The following is a 16,819-nucleotide window of genomic DNA, read 5'->3' as shown; positions in this document are numbered from 1 at the left end:
CACACGGGAAGTCCAGAGTTCGCGCATCTGGCCCCTGAGACGCAGAAGTATCTGCGCTGGCGTAACGCCAACGCCCGCCACCCCGACGTCCTGGCCGCCCAACGCCGGGAACGCGCCCGCGTCCGCGGCGAACGCCAGCACCGCTGGGGCCACCCCCGAACCAAGGCCGCCTGACGAGTCAGACCCGGTAAACGTTCATGGACAACGCATTAGGCAAGCAACACCGCGCCGCCACCTGGTCTGGACTGCACCGGCGCAGCATCCCGAGCCGAACCTCGACCTTCAGGTCGGCGTCGTGGCCCGGACGACAGTCACCCCTCCGTTGGCGGAGACGCCTTCGGCTCGGATCCGGGCCACGTCCGCGACGTAGCGCTCCAACTTGCCCACGGCGTGCTCCTAGTCGGTCGACGTGAGCGTCATCGCCCGGTCGGTGATGCGTTGAGCGCTGGTGTTCGCGTACGCGACGACCTGCTCGATGGGAGCCCCTGGGCTGCTGAAGTCCGCGTAGACATGCGCGTACCGGTCGGCAGATGCCACGAACACGCCCGCGAAGATCTTCTCGTTGATCTTCTCCGAGCATGAGCGCGCGACCCGGTACTTGGCAGCACTCGGGTACGGCACTGCCTCCCCGTAACAGGGGCCTTCCATCGCCGTCCTGCGCAGATATGACTCGTCGTCGCTTTGGGTGAGGCTCACTGCGATCCTGCCCGTGTACGACCGGTCGGCCGACGAAAAGTCAAACTCGCAGTCGACCAGGGAATTGCTGGACTCACGGTTCGGCTCGGCATGTGTCAGGGTCCACGCCCCCTCGACGACGCTCGGCAAGGCCCCCGCCAACTCAGTGCACGAGGGGACGACCTCATCGTCGGCGAACGGCCCCCACCGCCACGCGGCGAGCAACCCGAGGGCCACGACGACAACGCCAGCCACAACGGCCAGCATCCTCCTGCTCATCCGATCACTCACCAACCAGACCACTGTTCATTCACCGGAGGCTCCACGTCATGCGCCGGCGGTTGCAGCGACGCCAACGCGACCCTGGCTGCGGCCCGCACCTGCCGGGCCAGCGATTCCTCCGTATGCCGATGCAGATCATCGACCTGGACCGCGATGTCACCCCGGCGGGTTGCGGCAATGCGAACAGACCGGTCCGGCGAGTAGACGTCCACGTCAGGGCCAGTGCCGGAGTCCGAGGCCGCACGCGATCCGGGAATCATCGGACCGGTCCCTTCCGGACAATATGCGAACTGTCGCCATCGGGGTGCCTGCGAACACCCGACCGACGCACCCCCGTCGCGGCGCCATCATGGCGACGACCATACCAACGAGCGTCACCGACCCGCCGCCCTCAGTTATCACCGCAGATCAATGTGCCGCTCCCGCACGAGCAGCGTCAGGTTGCGTGCCTGCTACAACCCCACTCTCACCGCGAATAGCCCCCAAAGGAGAAGTGATCGGCATTGCCAGCGGCGACGCCACCGCGTGAGTCGGAGCTATCGTGCTCCGCATGCGCGTTCCTGGTTGGGGTCCGGGTCGGATCACCGCCTATCTGCGAGGCATCGGCCTGGACGCGTTCGGCGATAACCTGTCCCCGCGATGATCGACATTGCCCGGCAGGACCATCCCGGCCTGCGGTTCGAGGTCGGCTCCATGACGGGTCTCGAACTGGCCGATGGCTCGCTGACCGGCCTGCTCGCGTGGTTCTCTCTAATCCACGTCCCCGACGCCGAGGTCCAAGCTCAAGACGGAGGGCTACGGCGGCCACCCAATGAATGTCTACGTACACCGCCGATCACCGGCGCGGGTCGCGACCTGGCTGGACGCTGCCGGCTTCACCGTCGAGGCGGAGATGGTGCATCGCGCGGCCCCGAACGTCGAAGGCGCCTTCGTCTTCGCCCATCGGTAAGGTGGCTGGAGAAGCATTGCTGATCGCGGTGGCCGACCGGGCACACGCCTGTTTACCACCTCCGGCGTTCTGCTCAGTCCGACGCCGACATCGCGACCATTGCGAGACTCAGGATGGAAGGACATGGACCGAGGAACCCGCGCCGAGTTGCTCGGCCGCCTGACTGAGGCAGTCGAATCCGTCACCGTCGCCCACCCGACCCGGGTTGCCATCGACGGACCCCCCGCCGCAGGCAAGACCACCCTCGCCGACGAGCTGGCCGACGCCTTGCACAAGCAAGGCCGCGACGTCATCCGCGCAACCATCGACGATTTCCTCTTCCCCCGGGCACAACGCTACCCACGCGGCGAGTACTCGGCCGAAGGCTGCTACTTCGACACCCACGACTACGACGCGCTGAACCGGGTTCTGCTCGATCCGCTCGGCCCAGGCGGAGATCGACGCTTCCAACACGCGGTCTACAACCGCACTGCAGACACTGCCCTGTCCCCACCGCCCAGTACCGCCCCCGCCGACGCCGTGCTGGTCTTCGACGGCGTCTTCCTCATGCGCCCGGAACTGATCGATCAATGGGACCTGCGTATCTTCGTCTCGGCCGCGCTCGACAAGACCGTAGATCGTGCCGTGGTCCGAGAACGCTGGGTTTCATCTCCGGCCGACGTCGAACGGCGCTGGCGCGAGCGTTACATCCCCTCCCAACAGCTCTACTTCGCTACGGTCCGTCCGACCGATCACGCCGACATCGTCGTGCACAACGACGAACCCCATCAGCCGGCCTGGGAGATCCAAACACACTGACCGCAATCGACTGGACAGATCCTGATGCCGACACAAGCCCGCTGCAGCTACGGTGCGTGGCGCACCCCGACGGCGGTTTCTCCGCTCCCGACGCCCTACGCCGAGGGTGACCCGACCCGTACCGGCCGGCGGACCCGGGCCGGCGGGGCGGGCAGAGCCCTGCGGTCGACCTTGCCGTTGGCGGTGGCGGGCAACTCGGGCAGCACCACGTGGCGCAGCGGCACCATGTGGTCGGGAAGCTGCTCGGCCAGGAACGCCCGCAGCGCCGTCTCGCTCACGTCGCCCGCGTCGGCGTGCCGCTCGATCACCACGTACGCCACCAGGGTCGGGGCCGCACCCAGGTCGTCGCGGAGCAGCACCACGCTGTTCGCGACGAGCGGGTGACTGTTCAGCACCGACTCGATCTCGCCGAGTTCCACCCGCTGCCCACGGATCTTCACCTGGGTGTCGATGCGCCCGCCGTAGTTCAGGTACCCCTGCGGTGACCACCAGGCCAGGTCGCCGGTGCGGTACACCCGCTGGGGACGCCCGGCGACGTGCACGGTGCCGAACCGCTCGGCGGTCAGGTCGGGCCGTCCGGCGTACCCCCGGGCCAGGCAGTCGCCGCCGACCACCAGTTCCCCGGGTACGCCCAGCGGGGCCAGCGCGCCGTCGTCGTCCAACACGTACGCCGTGACGTTGGTGATCGGCCTGCCGATCGGGACGGTGGGGTCCGGTTCGGGTCGGCGGCACGGCCAGGCGGTGACGTCGATGGCGGCCTCGGTGGGGCCGTACAGGTTGTCCACCCGCACCGTCGGCAGGGTGGCGGTGAGCTTGTTGACGAGCTTCGGCGGCAGGGCTTCCCCGCTGCAGATCACCCGGCGCAGGGCTGCGCACGCGGCGACCCCGGGCTCCTCGACGAACAGGGCGAGCATCGACGGCACGAAGTGCACTGTGGTCACCGCCTCGCGGGCGATGACGACGGCCATCTCCTGCGGGTCGCGGTGCGCCTGGGCCTCGGCCGTGACCATCGTCGCGCCGGCCAGGAAGGCCCAGAGCAGTTCCCACACCGACACGTCGAAGGTGTACGGCGTCTTCTGCAGCACCACGTCGCCGGGTCCGATGCGGTACTCCTCCTGCATCCACGCCAGCCGGTTGGCCAGCGACAGATGGGTCATCTGCACACCCTTCGGCGCCCCGGTCGACCCGGAGGTGAAGATGACGTACGACAGCCCGTCCACCACCTCCTGCGGCGCGCGGTAGCCACGCCAGTCGACGGGCGAGGCGGGCAGGTCGGCGCCGGCCAGTGGTCGCACCGGAACGGCCGGGGCTGCGCCGGTGCCGAGCGCGGCCCGTCCCTCCTCGTCGGCGAGCGCCAGCGCGGCGTCGGCGGTGGTGAGCATCAGGTCCAGCCGGGCCCTCGGGTGGGACGGGTCCAGTGGCAGGTACGCCGCTCCGGCCAGCAGGACACCGAGCACCGCGACGACCATCTCCGGGCTCCGCTCGGTGCACAGGGCGACGACCGAGCCGGGGCCCACGCCCTCGGCGCGCAGTCGCCCGGCCAGCGTCGCTGCCTCGTCGAGCAGGTCCCGGTAGCTGCGGTCGCGTCCCCCGCCGCGCAGCGCGACGGCGTCCGGGGTGCGCTGCGCCTGCCGGCAGATCGCCTCGTGCACGGGTGTCCGGGGGGCCGGGGTCGGCGCGGCGTTGAAGCCGAGCAGCGTGGCCCGCTCCCGGGGACCGACGAGCACCGCCTCCCGTACCGGGCGGTCGGGGTGGGCGGTGAGCCATCCGCTCAGGGTGTCCAGTCGTTCCTGGAGATGGGTGGGATGACAGTGGTCGCCGGCGAGCCAGACCGGCACCGGGCCCACCGTTCCCGCCGCCCCGCCCGGTGGGCCGGGTGTCACAAGCACCACGTCCACCGGGGACCGCTCGGGTGACGGCGTCCGCGTCTGCGCGCGTACCTCGGTCGCGGTGTGGTCCGGGTGCACGCGCAGCGTGTGGTCGCCGTGCGGGCCGCGCACCGTCACCGACGTCGCGCCGCAGAGGCGGTGAGCGAGCACGGCCGCCACCGCTGCCGCGTGTGCCAGGTCGGTGGGGTCGGTCATGCGGTCACCAACTCGGCCAGGGCGCGCGGCGTGGGTCGCGCGGACAGTTTCTCCATCGGGATGCGGACGGCGAAGCGGCGCTGCACCTGGTTGACCATGCGGATGAACAGCAGGGACTCACCGCCGACGGTGAAGAAGTCGGTGTCCGGCCCGATGTCGGGCGAGCCGAGCAACCGGCCCCACAGCTCCACGATCTCGCCCACCACCGTGCTCTCCCCGGTAGCCGCGGGAGGCGGCGACGGTTCGGCGGTGTTCGGGGCCGGTGGCGGTGTCGCCTCCAGCCAGTGGCGGGTACGGGCGAACGGGTACGTGGGCAGCGCCACCCGTCGTGCCGGGGTGTCGCCGCGCACCGCCGGCCAGTCCACCGCCACCCCGGCCGTCCACAGCCCGCCGAGTGCGGCGAGCACGTCGGCGGCGTCGGCGCGCTGTGCCGCCCGTGGCTGCACGGCGAACCCGGGCACCCGCCGCCCCTGCGGTGTCTGCCGGGCCATGCCGGTCAGCGCGGTGCCGGGACCGACCTCGACGAGCACGGGGTCGGGCAGCTCCAGCGCGGTCAGCAGGGCGTCGTGGTAGCGCACGGGGCTGCGCAACTGCGCCGCCCAGTAGCCCTCGGCACGCGACTGGCCGCTGCCGAGCAGCGCGCCGTCGACGCTGCTGACCACCGGGATGGTCCGGGGTCGGTGGGGCACCTGGTCGGCCGCCACGCCGAGCAGCCGGGCCGCGTCGGTCATCATCCGGCTGTGGAAGGCGCGCTGCGCGGGCAGCGCCCGACAGGGCACCCCGGCCGCGCCCAGGCGCTCGCGGAACGCGGCGAGCGGGGCCGGCGGGCCGGCCACGACGGTGACCTCCGGTGCGTTGCGCGCGGCGATGTCGAGGTCGTCCAGGCCCGCGAGGTGCTCCGCCACGGTGCCCGGCCCGGCCAGCGCGGCCAGCAGGTGACCCTCCGGGGCGTCCTGCATCAGCCGGCCCCGGGCGGCGACCAGCCGCAGCATGTCGTCGTCGGCCAGCTCACCGGCGAGCGCGGCGGCCGGGAACTCACCCACCGAGTGGCCGATCATCGCCGCCGGGCGGACGCCCCACGACAGCAGCAGCCGGCCGAGCGCCACCTCGTACAGGGCCAGTGCCGGCTGGGTGACGTCGGTGCGGTGCACGACACCGTGCGGGTCGTCGTCGACGAGGACATCCCGCAGGTCCAGGCCGAGGACCGGGGCCAGCAGCTCCGCCCCGTGGTCGAGGTCGGCCCGCACCGACGGGTAGTGGTCGTAGAGCCCGCGCGCCATGGCGGGAAACTCGGCGCCCTGCCCGGGGAACAGGAAGACCACCCGGGGGCGGCGGGCCGCCGCGCGCACCCGCGCCCGGCGCAGCCCGGCGAGCGCCGCCGGCACGTCCCGCGCGGCCACCGCCAGCCGGTGTGGGAAGTGCCGGCGGTACGTCTGCACCGTCAGCGCGACGTCCCGCAGGGACAGGTCGGGGCGCTGCCGGACGTACTCGTGCACCTGCTCGGCGGCCTCGCGGACCGCCTCCGGGGTCCGCGCGGACAGCACGATCAGCTCGGCGGGACCGTCGGCCCCCGGCGGGTCCGACGGGACCGGACCGTCGGCCTCCTCGAGCACCACGTGGGCGTTGGTGCCACCCAGGCCGAAGGCGCTGACCGCCGCCCGGCGCGGGCCGTCGGTGGCCTCCCAGGGTCGGGCGACAGTGTCCACCGTGAACGGTGTCGAGCCGTCCAGCAGCTCGGGCCGGGCCTGCTTCAGGCCGGCGAGCGGCGGGATCTGCCGGAAGTGCAGGGCCAGCGCGGCCTTGATCAGACCGGCGACACCGGCGGCGGCGTCGAGGTGCCCGACGTTGGCCTTGACCGAGCCGATCGAGCACCGTCGCCCGCCGCTGGGGAACACCTCGGTCAGCGCGGCCAACTCGATCGCGTCGCCGACCTCGGTGGCGGTGCCGTGCGCCTCGAGGTAGCCCACGGTCGCCGGCTCGACGGCGGCGGCGGCGTACGCGCGAGTCAGCACGTCGATCTGCCCGACGATGCCGGGCGCGGTGTACCCGACCTTCCTCCCGCCGTCGTTGTTCACCGCCGACCCCTTGATCAGGGCGTACACGGTGTCCCCGTCCCGGCGGGCGTCCTCGGCGCGTTTGAGCACCACCAGGGCGACCCCGTTCCCGGGCACCGTGCCGTCGGCCGAGGCGTCGAAAGGTCGGCACGTGCCGTCCGACGACAGGATGCCCTTCGTCTCGTAGCGGTACCCGGCCTGCTGCGGCACCGCCACGCAGGCGCCGCCGGCCAGCGCGACGTCCGAGTCGCCGCCGCGCAGGCTCTGGCAGGCCAGATGCACCGCCACCAGCGACGTCGAGCAGGCGGTCTGCACGGTGATGGCCGGCCCGCCCAGGTCCAGCCGGTACGCGATCTTCGCGGCCAGGTGGTCCTTCTCGTTGCCCAGCACGACCGACAGCAGCCCCTGCGACTCGACCACCTCGGGGTGGGCGAACACGTGGTGCATCGCGTAGTAGTTGAACCCGGCTCCGGCGAACACGCCGACCCGACCGAACGGTCGCTCGGTGGCGAGCCCCGCCGACTCCAGCGCGGCCCACGCCGTCTGCATCAGCAGCCGGTGCTGCGGGTCCATCGTCTGCGCCTCCCTCGGCGTGATGCCGAAGAAGGCCGCGTCGAACAGGTCCGGGTCGGCCAGGACGCCGCGCGCCGGCACGTACGCCGGGTCGTCGAGCCGGGCGGCGGGCACCCCGGCGGCCAGCAGCTCACCCCGGGTCAGCGCACTGACAGTGGTCTTCCCGGCGACCAGGTTCGACCAGTACTCCCAGACGTCGGCGGCGCCGGGGAACCGACCGGCCAGGCCGACGATCGCGATGTCGTCGTTCATGAGGGTGCGCCTGCTCTCTCGGTCTGTGCGTGCAGATGCCGGGCCAGCGTCTGGACGGTCGGGAAGCGATAGAGGTCGGTGAGCGGGATGACCCGGCCGGCCAGCCGCTCCTGGAGCAGCCGGCGCACGATCGCCAGGCGCAGCGACTCACCGCCGACGTCGAAGAACGCCTCGTCGACATCGAAGTCGTCGGTGCCCAACGCCTCCACCCAGGCGCCCGTCACCAGCTCCTCGAACTCGGCCAGCGACGCCGAGCGCTGGGCGGGAACCCGGGCCGGCGGGTCCGCCGGCGCGGCCGAGGTCTCCGACGGCGCTGTCGGTTGGGCCAGCGCGCCCAGCGCCCGCAGGTCGACCTTGCCGTTGCCGTCCAGCGGGAACTCCGCCACCGTCACCCACTGCTGCGGCCGGGCGTAGGGGGCCAGCTCGGGCTCCACCGCGCGGCGCACGGCGGCCACGTCGAGGCCGTCCGGGTCGGGCTTGAGCGCCGCGCAGAGGCGTACGCCGGTCGCCGGGTCACCGGTGGGGAACACCACGGCGTCGCGGACGCCCGGCTGGGCCCGCAACCGGCGCTCGACGTCAACGGGTTCCACCCGGTGTCCGGCGATCTTCACCTGGCGGTCGTTGCGGCCCAGGAAGCGCAGCTGCCCGTCCGCGCCCCAGCGCACCAGGTCGCCGGTGCGGTAACGGCGTACCCCGTCGTGGCGCACGAAGGAGGCGTCCGTCCTGGTCGGGTCGCCCAGGTACCCGTCGGCCAGGCCGGTGCCGCCGGCCAGCAGTTCGCCGACCGCGCCCGGTGGAACGAGGCGACCCGACGCGTCCACGACGGACAGGTCGGTGCCGTGCACCGGGCCGCCGATCGGCAGCGGGTCCGGGGTCGCGTCGGCGTGCTCGACGGAGTACGTCGTGGTGAAGGTGGTGTTCTCGGTGGGGCCGTACCCGTTGGTCAGGCGCAGGCCCCGACAGGCCCGCAGCACCTGGCGCACGTGCGGCGGTGACACCACTCCCCCGCCGGTGAACAGCTGCCGCAGCCCGGCGAACGCGTCCGGACGATGGTCGGCGACCAGGTGGAACACGCCCGAGGTGAGCCAGGCGTGGGTGACCCCGGCGGTGCTCAGGACGTCGGCCAGCCCGCGTGGCGTCGGATCCTCCGGCGGGAAGACCACCACCGTGTCGCCGGTGGCCAGGGGCACCAGCAGCTCCAGGGTGGACGCGTCGAACGCCAGCGGGGACAGCCGCAGCATCCGCATGCCCGGCCGGTCGGCGAACATCCCCGGGTCGTCCGCGAGTCGCAGCACCGCCCGGTGCGGCACGACGACGCCCTTGGGCACCCCGGTCGAGCCCGAGGTGAAGGAGACGTACGCGGTGCGCGCCGGATCCCTCGGCGCGGCCCCGACCGCACCGGCCTCGACGGGCGTTCCCGGCTCGACGAGTGGACAGTCGACGACTCCCGGCCAGGGCTCGCCCACCCCGAGGCGGGCCCGCGCCGCGACGGTCGCCGCCAGATGGGTACGCCATTCGGCGGTGGCGTGCCGGTCGACCGCGACATAGTGCGCGCCGAGCCGCAGCACACCCAGCACCGCGACCGCCTCGGCGGCCGAGCGGGGCAGCTCCAGCAGCACCGCGTCACCGGCGCGCACCCCGTGGCCGTGCAGCAGACGGGACTGCTCGACCGCGGCGTCGTGCAGCTCACGATAGGTGAGCGTCAGCCCGGTGTGCGCGTCGACGAGCGCGGTCCGCTCGCCCGAGGACGCCGCGTACGCCGCGAACCGGTGCCACACGTCGTCGGCCGTCTCGTACGTCCCGCCCGCGCCCAGCTCGCACAGCCGGGCGCGCTGACCCGCCGAGAGGGTGGTGACCTCCCGCAGGATGGCGTCCGGGTCGGCGGCCAACTCCCGCAGGGCCTCCTGGAACGACTCGACCAGCTCCCCGGCGTCGGCGGCGGTCAGCAGGGCTGTCGCGTACTCCAGCGCGAACCGGGGACGATCCGACCACGACTGGAGGTAGAGCAGGGCGTCGAACACCGCGCCGGCGCAGTGGCCCTCGTGCACCCGCCAGGTACGCCCGCCCGCCACCAGCTCGTCGGGCACCAGCTCGTGGTGGGCGGCGAAGCCGAGCTGGGCCAGCGGGTTGCGACCCGGGTCGGTGTCGGCGCCCAGTTCGGCGACGACCCGCTCGAACGGCACGTCGGCGTCGGCGACCGCCGCGGCCAGGGCGTCGGCGACCCCGCGGACGAACTCCCGGACGGTGCGGTCGTCGGTGGCGGCGCAGCGCACCGGGACGACCCGGGTGCAGAGGCCCACCAGGCGGTCCATGCCCGCCTCGAACCGGCCCGCCGCCGGCACCCCGAGCACCAGGTCGTCCAGGCCGGCACGGCGGGACACGGTCAACGCCCAGGCTGCCAGCGCCACCGACGTGACGGTCACCCCGCACTGTCGGGCCAACCCGGTCGTCGCCTCCGCCGCCGTCTCGTCCAGGTGGAAGCGCAGCCGGGCGCCCCGCCCGTCGACCTCGGTGACCGGCGGCAGGTCGGTGGGGAGCGTCACCGTCCACGGCGCGGTGTCCAGCCGCGCGGTGACCCGGGTCAGGGCCGCGTCCAGCGCGCCGGACACCTCCTGCGCGGCGAGCCGGGTGCCGACCCAGTCCGGCGACGGGGCTGCCTCGCCCGGGCCGTCCCCGGCGTAGAACTCGGCGAACTCCCGCGCGAACACGCCGACGCTCCAGCCGTCGCTCACCGTGTGGTGCACCAGCATGGTGAGCAGGTCGCGCCGCCCGGCCCGGGTCAGCACGAACACCACCGGCGGTTGCGCGAACGGGCGCAGCAGGCGCGCGGCGGCCGGGCCGTACAGGTCGTGCACGGCGCGTACCGCGTCGTCGTCGGGCAGCGTCTGGTGCAGCAGGCGCGGCTCGTACGGTGCGGGCAGCACGATCCGGGCCTGGCGGGGGTCACGGACGAAGCGGGTCCGCAGCGCCTCGTGCCGGGTGGTCAGCTCGCGCAGCGCCCACCGGACCCGGGCCGGGTCGAGCGGTCCGTCCGCCTCCACGGTGAACATCAGGTGGTACGGCGCGTCCCGCTCCAGCAGGTGCGCGGCCAGCATGGACCGCTGACCCGGCAGCAACTCCCGCTCGGTGGGTTGCCGCGCGACGACCGGTGGGGCGGTGTCGACGAAGTCGACAGCTGCGGCGAGGGCCTGCGCCAGCGGCAGCGCCGACAGCAGGCGGGCGCTGTCCACGTCCGCCCGCAGCTCGCGCTGGCCCAGCGAGACCAGGGCGATGGCCTGGAGCGAGGTGCCGCCCAGAGCGACGAAGGACTCGGTGGCGGCCGCCGCGCTCACCTGTTCGGGGGTGCCGCCGAGCACCCGCGCGGCGAGCGGCGCCCAGGCGGCGAGGTCGGGGGCGACCATCAGGCGGTCTCCGCCGGGGACCGCTCCAGCGGCACCTCGCTCGCGACCTTGCGCAGGTCGGCGAAGCGGGGGTTCTCCAGCACGTGGCCGAACATCACCGCGAGGTTGAGTTCCTGGCGGATCAGGGTGCTCAGCCGCAGCGCGCTGAGCGAGTGGCCGCCGAGGTCGAGGAAGTTGTCGTCGTCGTCGACCGTGTCGACGCCGAGCACCTCCATCCACAGCTCCTCGAACTCGGCCACCCAGGTCCGGTCGTGTACGTCGCGCATCAGTGTCGCCTCTCTGTGGTCGGGTCGGCTCCGGGTGCGTCCAGGTAGTGCCGGGTGGCCGCGAAGGGGTAGGTGGGGGCGGGCAGCCGGCGGCGGCCGGTGTCGTGCACGGGATCCCAGGCGTCGGTGAGACCCAGCTGCCACAGCGCGCCGACGGTCGCCAGCAGTCGGGCGTGCCGGTTGGCGGGAAGTGCCAGCTGATCAGCGTCCAGGTGCGGGGTGACGGTGGTGCCGACCTCGATCCAGAGCACCGGGTCGGGCACGTCGGGGGGCGGCGTCGACGTCGGGGGGCGCAGGGCCGCGGCCCGCCAGAAGGCGCTGTCGTCGTGCCGCCCGTCGATGAGCAGGGGCAGTGCGGCGGGGTGCAGGCGTACCCCGGGGTCGTCGGTGTCGCGCAGCAGCGCCAGCGCGTCCGCGAGCGACATCACCCCGGCCACGACGGCGGCGGCCAGCGCGCCGACGCCGTCGCCGGCCAGGGCGCGCGGGGTGACGCCCCGGCTGCGCAGCGACCGGGTCAGGCCGACGCAGGCCAGCAGCCGGTCGCCGCGTTCCCGGACCGAATCGTCCAGGTCGTGGCCACGCAGCAGCGCGACGCCCTCGTCGACGGTCCGCCGGTACACCGGGTCGGCGTCGTAGTTGGGTCGGTTGCCGGTCACCGCACCGGCGCCGGTGAGGTGCAGCGCCACTCCGCGCGCCCGAGCCGTCGCGTCGACCTTGCGCAGCCGGGCGACCCCGTCGGTCACGCCGGTCAGGACGGCGGCCCGCCAGGGCAGCTCGGCGCGGCCGGTCCGCAGTGTGTACGCGAGGTCGGCCAGGTCCCCGGGGGCGGTTCCCGCCGCGAACGCGGTGACCCGGTCCAGGCTGTCCTGCGCCACCGCGGCGGTCTTCGCGGAGACCAGGACGAGCTGCGGGACGTGCCGGCGGGGTCGGGCCGGGATTGGCGGGGCCTCCTCCAGCACCACGTGGGCGTTGGTGCCGCCGATGCCGAAGGCGCTCACCCCGGCCCGGCGTACGCCGTCGACAGGCGCCCAGGGTCGGGCGGTCGTCGGCAGCTCGAACACCGAGCCGTCCAGTGGGATCGCCGGGTTGGGCGTACGGAGGTGGGCGATCGGGGGGATCGTCCGGTGCGTCAGGGCCAGGACCGTCTTGATCAGGCCGACCACCCCGGCGGCGGTGTCCAGGTGTCCGACGACCGACTTGACGGCGCCCAGCGCGCAGGGCGCCCGGTCGGGCCGGGCGGAGTTGAACACCTGCCGCAGCGCCGCCACCTCGATCGGGTCGCCGAGCGCGGTGCCGGTGCCGTGCGTCTCGACCAGGCCCACGGTGTCCGGGTCGACGTCGGCCACCTCCAACGCCGCCGCGATGACGGCGGCCTGACCGGTCGGGCCGGGCGCGGTGAAGCCGGCCTTGCGGGCACCGTCGTTGTTGACCGCGGAGCCACGGATCACCGCGTGCACCGTGTCGCCGTCGCGCAGCGCGTCGGTGAGGCGCTTGAGCACCACCACGCCCGCGCCGTCGCCCGGCACCGTCCCGTCGGCGGCGGCGTCGAAGGCACGGCAGCGACCGTCGGCGGAGAAGATGCCGCCGGGCTCGTGCAGGTGTCCGCGCCGGGTCGGCGGGGCGACGGTGGCCGCGCCGGCCAGTGCCACGTCGGCGTCGTAGGTGAGCAGCGCCTGCGTCGCCTGGTGCACCGCGACGAGCGACGTCGAGCAGGCGGTCTGCACTGTCAACGCCGGCCCCTGAAGGTTCAGCTTGTAGGCGATCCGGGTGGCGGCGAAGTCCTTGTCGCTGCCGATGATCACGCCCAGGCCACCAGCCGCCTCGACCGCGCGCTCGTTGGGCCACACGTTGTCCAGCAGGTAGACGTTGAGCCCGGTGCCGACGTACACCCCGACCCGGTTGCCGTCGGCGGCGACCGGCGGGTGGCCGGCGTGCTCCAGGGCCGCCCAGGCGCACTCCAGCAGGATCCGCTGCTGGGGGTCCATCAGGGCGCTGTCCGACGGGGAGTAGCTGAACAGCCGGTGGTCGAAGCAGTCCGCGTCGGTGAGCACCGCGCGGGCCGGCACGAAGCCCGACCGTTCCACCAGATCCTTGGGTACGCCCCAACCGACGAGCTGCTCGGGCGTGAAGACGCTGACGGCGTCGACGCCGTCGTGGACGTGTCGCCAGAACCGGTCCAGGTCGCGTTCGGCGCCGGGGACCCGGATGGCCATGCCGACCACCGCCACCGCGGCGCTGTCGTCCAGCTCAGCCACGGCCGGCTCCCACGCTGCGCCGCCGGTCGGCCAGCAGCGCGCGGCCCTGGCGGCGCTGCGCCGCGTTGGGGTCCGCGACGACGGGCGCGGTGTGCTGGAGCGCCGCCGCGCAGCCGGCGATCGTGCCGCAGCGGAAGAGGTCGGTCACCGAGACGTCCAGACCCTCCTCGGACATCCGCTGCTGGAGCGCGATCAGCGCGAAACTGTGCCCGCCCAGGTCGAAGAAGTTGTCGTGCAGCCCGACGTCGGGCCGCCGGAGCACCTCGACCCAGCAGGCCCGGATCCGTTCCTCCAACCCGGTGCCGACCACCGCGGCCGGTGGCCGCGACGGCGCGGTGGCCGTCCGTGCCGCGCGGCTGTCGGCCAGCAGGCGGAGAAGGTCCACCTTGCCGTGCGCGGTGAGCGGGATGGTCGCCACGGTCAGGATCCGCGACGGCACCATGTACGCCGGCAGTGTCTCGCGCAGGTGCGCCCGCAGGTCGTGCTCGGCGTCCGGGCCGATCCCGTGGACCACGAACGCGACGAGTTCGTCGTCCTCGGCGGCCACGGCGCACGACCGCACCGCGGGGTGGGTGAGCAGGGCGCCCTCCACCTCGGCCAGCTCGACGCGGTAGCCGCGCACCTGCACCTGCGTGTCGTTGCGGCCGAGGTACACCATGCTCCCGTCGAGACCCCACTTCACCACGTCGCCGGTGCGGTACATGACCCCGCCGCCGTACGGGTCGGGCGGGAACCGCGCCTCGGTCAGCTCCGGGTTGTCCAGGTAGCCGTGCGCCACGAGCGCGCCGCCGCAGTACAGCTCGCCGGGCACGTTGAGGCCGGTCGGCCGCAGGTCCTCGTCGAGGACGTAGCAGCGCGCCGACGGCAACGGCACGCCGATGGCACCCTCGGGGACCCGGGGCACGTCGGCGGCCAACGCCTGAAAGATCGTCACGTGGATGGTGCCCTCGGTGATGCCGTACATGTTGACGAACACCGTTTGCAGACCCGGCGCGTCCGCGATCAGCGACGCCAGCCGCGACCAGCTCAGCGCCTCGCCGCCGAGGACGACGTAGCGGATGCGGGAGGTCTCGTCCTCCTCGAGCGCCCGCAGGTACGGCGGCAGCAACCGGTAGAGCGCGCCCGGGGTCTGGAACAGCACGGTGACCGCCTCGCGACGCACCAGCCGGGCCAGCCGTTCCCGGTCCACCAGGTCGACCCGGTCGGCGATGACCAGCCGGGCGCCGGTGGTCAGCGCGCCCCACATCTCCCACACCGACGCGTCGAACGAGAACGAGCTGGCCGCCAACCACACGTCGGCGGCCGTGACGTCCAGGCCCGCCGGGGTCGGGCTGTTCAGCGCCGCCAGGCCGCCGTGCCCGACCAGAACCCCCTTGGGTACGCCGGTCGAGCCGGAGGTGTAGATGACGTACGCCGGCTCGTCCGGCCCGGGGAAGGTCTCCTCGAGCACGGAGATTCCGTCGAGGGTGTGCGCGTCAGCCAGGGGGGTGCCGCTGTCGTGGGTGAGCGCCGCGGCCACCTCTGCGGTCTCCGGGTCCACCACGAGCACCGCCATCCCGGCGTTCGCGGCGATCAGTTCGAGGCGCTGGCGCGGGTAGTCCGGGTCCAGCGGCACGTAGACGCCGCCGAGCTTCCACACGCCCAGGATCGCCGCGACGACCGCCGGTGAACGGCCGAGCAGCAACCCCACCCGGACGCCGGGGCGGACACCGCGGTCGGCCAGGCCCGCCGCGATCCGCCCGGCCCACCGGTCCAGCTCGGCGTAGGTGATCTCGACGTCCCGGTGGCGTACGGCCACCGCGTCCGGGGTCGCCGCCGCGTGGTTGGCGAAGCGACGCAGCACCGACGGGTGCGTGACCGGCGCCGACGCCAGCGGCGGGTTCACCCCGTCGGTGAGCTGCGCCCACTCGGCCTCGTCCACCATGGACGGCTCGCGCTGATCCTCGTCGACGATCGACCGCAGGAACGTCAGGTAGTGCGTGAGCAGCGTGCCGACGGTCTCCGCCGTGAACAGCTCGGTGCTGTACTCGGCGCGCAGGAACGGCACGTCGGTGGAGACGTCGAGGGTCAGACCCAGGTCGAACTTCGTGACGTCGATCTCGACGTCGACCTCGGTCAGCCGTACCCCGGCGAACTCGGGGAACGCGAACGGGAAGTTCTGCACCGTCAGCGAGGTCTGGAACAGTGGCGCGTGACTGAGCTGCCGTTCCCCCACGGTGGCCCGCACGATCTGCTCGAACGGCACGTCCTGGTTGGCGAAGGCCGCCATGCTGGTCCGTCGTGCCCGGTCCACCAGCTCGGCGAAGCTCGGCCGGCCGGACACGTCGAGCCGGATCGGCAGCGTGTTCACCAGACAGCCGACCAGGCGCTCCTCGGCGTCGTCCATCCGGTTCGCCACCGGAACGCCGACCACCACCTCGTCCTGCCGCGCGTACCGGGACAGCACCGAGGCGTACGCGGCGAGCGTCACCGCGAACAGCGTCGCGCCCCGCGCCCGCCCCCACTCCCCCAGCCGCCGCACCAGTTCCGGCTCGACCCGACGGCGCAGCACCGCGCCGGTGGTGCCGAGCACGCTCGGGCGGGGAAAGTCGGTGGGCAGCGCCAGTTGTGGCACGTCGACCAGCGCCGCACGCCAGAAGTCGAGACCCGAGCTGTCCCGCCGCCACGTCTCGTGCTGCCGCTCGGCGTACGCCAGGTAGGACTCGGCGGGCTCGTCGTGGGCGGCCACCGACCCGTCGACACCGGCGTTGTACTCGGCGGCCAGGTCGCACAGGAGCAGACCCACCGACCACCCGTCGCAGGCGATGTGATGCACGAGCACCGCGAAGCCGTGCTCGTCCGGGCCCCAGGAGCGCAGGAAGGCCCGTACAACCGGCCCGTCGGCGAGGTCGAAGGGCTGCCGGGCCTGCTCGGCGACGAGCGTCCGCAGGTGGGCCTCCTGGGTGGCGCGATCGACCCACCCGTCGGCGGTGACGTCGACGTCCACAGCGGGCGTCGACGACACCCGCTGGGTGAGGACACCGTCGACCATCGCGAACGTGGTGCGCAGCGCGTCGTGCCGGGCGACCACCCGGGTCAGGGCCGCGCGGAGGGCCTCGGGTCGCAGCGCACCGCGCAGGTGCACCGCGAAGGCCACCACGTACGCCGGGTTTCCGGGCTGGAGCTGATCGAGGAAATAGAGGCGTTCCTGGGCGAAGGAAGCACGACCGGTACGAACCATGCACCGATCG

At 73.2% G+C, this 16,819-nt stretch carries 9 protein-coding genes and 1 pseudogene; 3 read left to right on the top strand and 7 right to left on the bottom strand.

Annotated features, from left to right (window positions below):
* Nucleotides 1–27: 27 nt before the first annotated feature.
* A pseudogene (locus EV382_RS05170) lies at nucleotides 28–174 on the top strand (IS630 family transposase); the annotation flags it as partial.
* A 222-nt stretch (nucleotides 175–396) separates the two neighbouring features.
* Here EV382_RS05170 and EV382_RS05165 read toward each other — a convergent pair.
* Nucleotides 397–954, bottom strand: a complete 558-nt coding sequence (locus tag EV382_RS05165) for a hypothetical protein (RefSeq protein ID WP_165435714.1) — start codon at nucleotides 952–954, stop codon at nucleotides 397–399.
* Nucleotides 955–1,768: 814 nt separating this feature from the next.
* Here EV382_RS05165 and EV382_RS33030 point away from each other — a divergent pair.
* Nucleotides 1,769–1,906 (top strand): hypothetical protein, encoded by a 138-nt coding sequence (locus EV382_RS33030; RefSeq protein ID WP_208758315.1) that lies wholly within the window; start codon nucleotides 1,769–1,771, stop codon nucleotides 1,904–1,906.
* A gap of 123 nt (nucleotides 1,907–2,029) precedes the next feature.
* Complete coding sequence (locus EV382_RS05150) at nucleotides 2,030–2,704, top strand: cytidylate kinase family protein (protein ID WP_130400464.1); 675 nt, start codon at nucleotides 2,030–2,032, stop codon at nucleotides 2,702–2,704.
* Between the two features lie 95 nt (nucleotides 2,705–2,799).
* Here EV382_RS05150 and EV382_RS05145 read toward each other — a convergent pair whose 3' ends face one another.
* The 6 genes from EV382_RS05145 to EV382_RS05120 are packed head-to-tail and all read right to left on the bottom strand — an operon-like array spanning nucleotide 2,800 to nucleotide 16,809.
* Nucleotides 2,800–4,788 carry an amino acid adenylation domain-containing protein gene (locus EV382_RS05145; protein ID WP_130400463.1) on the bottom strand — a complete coding sequence of 663 codons (1,989 nt, stop codon included), beginning with the start codon at nucleotides 4,786–4,788 and terminating at the stop codon, nucleotides 2,800–2,802.
* Nucleotides 4,785–7,667, bottom strand: a complete 2,883-nt coding sequence (locus tag EV382_RS05140; protein ID WP_130400462.1) for a type I polyketide synthase — start codon at nucleotides 7,665–7,667, stop codon at nucleotides 4,785–4,787. Before EV382_RS05140 ends, EV382_RS05145 begins: the two co-directional genes overlap by 4 nt.
* Nucleotides 7,664–11,068 carry a non-ribosomal peptide synthetase gene (locus tag EV382_RS05135; RefSeq protein WP_130400461.1) on the bottom strand — a complete coding sequence of 1,135 codons (3,405 nt, stop codon included), beginning with the start codon at nucleotides 11,066–11,068 and terminating at the stop codon, nucleotides 7,664–7,666. The genes EV382_RS05140 and EV382_RS05135 overlap by 4 nt, the downstream gene beginning before the upstream one ends.
* Nucleotides 11,068–11,334, bottom strand: a complete 267-nt coding sequence (locus EV382_RS05130) for a phosphopantetheine-binding protein (RefSeq protein WP_130400460.1) — start codon at nucleotides 11,332–11,334, stop codon at nucleotides 11,068–11,070. Before EV382_RS05130 ends, EV382_RS05135 begins: the two co-directional genes overlap by 1 nt.
* Entirely contained in the window at nucleotides 11,334–13,589 is a 2,256-nt protein-coding gene (locus EV382_RS05125) for a beta-ketoacyl synthase N-terminal-like domain-containing protein (RefSeq protein WP_130400459.1), read from the bottom strand. Before EV382_RS05125 ends, EV382_RS05130 begins: the two co-directional genes overlap by 1 nt.
* Nucleotides 13,582–16,809 (bottom strand): non-ribosomal peptide synthetase, encoded by a 3,228-nt coding sequence (locus EV382_RS05120; protein ID WP_130400458.1) that lies wholly within the window; start codon nucleotides 16,807–16,809, stop codon nucleotides 13,582–13,584. The genes EV382_RS05125 and EV382_RS05120 overlap by 8 nt, the downstream gene beginning before the upstream one ends.
* Nucleotides 16,810–16,819: the final 10 nt, after the last annotated feature.

The organism is Micromonospora violae (assembly GCF_004217135.1).
Lineage (GTDB): Bacteria > Actinomycetota > Actinomycetes > Mycobacteriales > Micromonosporaceae > Micromonospora > Micromonospora violae.
This window is presented reverse-complemented; position numbering and strand designations above follow the sequence as displayed.

What these genes read in the sequence shown, in the direction of transcription:
- EV382_RS05165 (WP_165435714.1), bottom strand. Translation starts at nt 954, where the DNA reads ATGAGCAGGAGGATGCTGGCCGTTGTGGCTGGCGTTGTCGTCGTGGCC.
- EV382_RS33030 (WP_208758315.1), top strand. Translation starts at nt 1,769, where the DNA reads ATGAATGTCTACGTACACCGCCGATCACCGGCGCGGGTCGCGACCTGG.
- EV382_RS05150 (WP_130400464.1), top strand. Translation starts at nt 2,030, where the DNA reads ATGGACCGAGGAACCCGCGCCGAGTTGCTCGGCCGCCTGACTGAGGCA.
- EV382_RS05145 (WP_130400463.1), bottom strand. Translation starts at nt 4,788, where the DNA reads ATGACCGACCCCACCGACCTGGCACACGCGGCAGCGGTGGCGGCCGTG.
- EV382_RS05140 (WP_130400462.1), bottom strand. Translation starts at nt 7,667, where the DNA reads ATGAACGACGACATCGCGATCGTCGGCCTGGCCGGTCGGTTCCCCGGC.
- EV382_RS05135 (WP_130400461.1), bottom strand. Translation starts at nt 11,068, where the DNA reads ATGGTCGCCCCCGACCTCGCCGCCTGGGCGCCGCTCGCCGCGCGGGTG.
- EV382_RS05130 (WP_130400460.1), bottom strand. Translation starts at nt 11,334, where the DNA reads ATGCGCGACGTACACGACCGGACCTGGGTGGCCGAGTTCGAGGAGCTG.
- EV382_RS05120 (WP_130400458.1), bottom strand. Translation starts at nt 16,809, where the DNA reads ATGGTTCGTACCGGTCGTGCTTCCTTCGCCCAGGAACGCCTCTATTTC.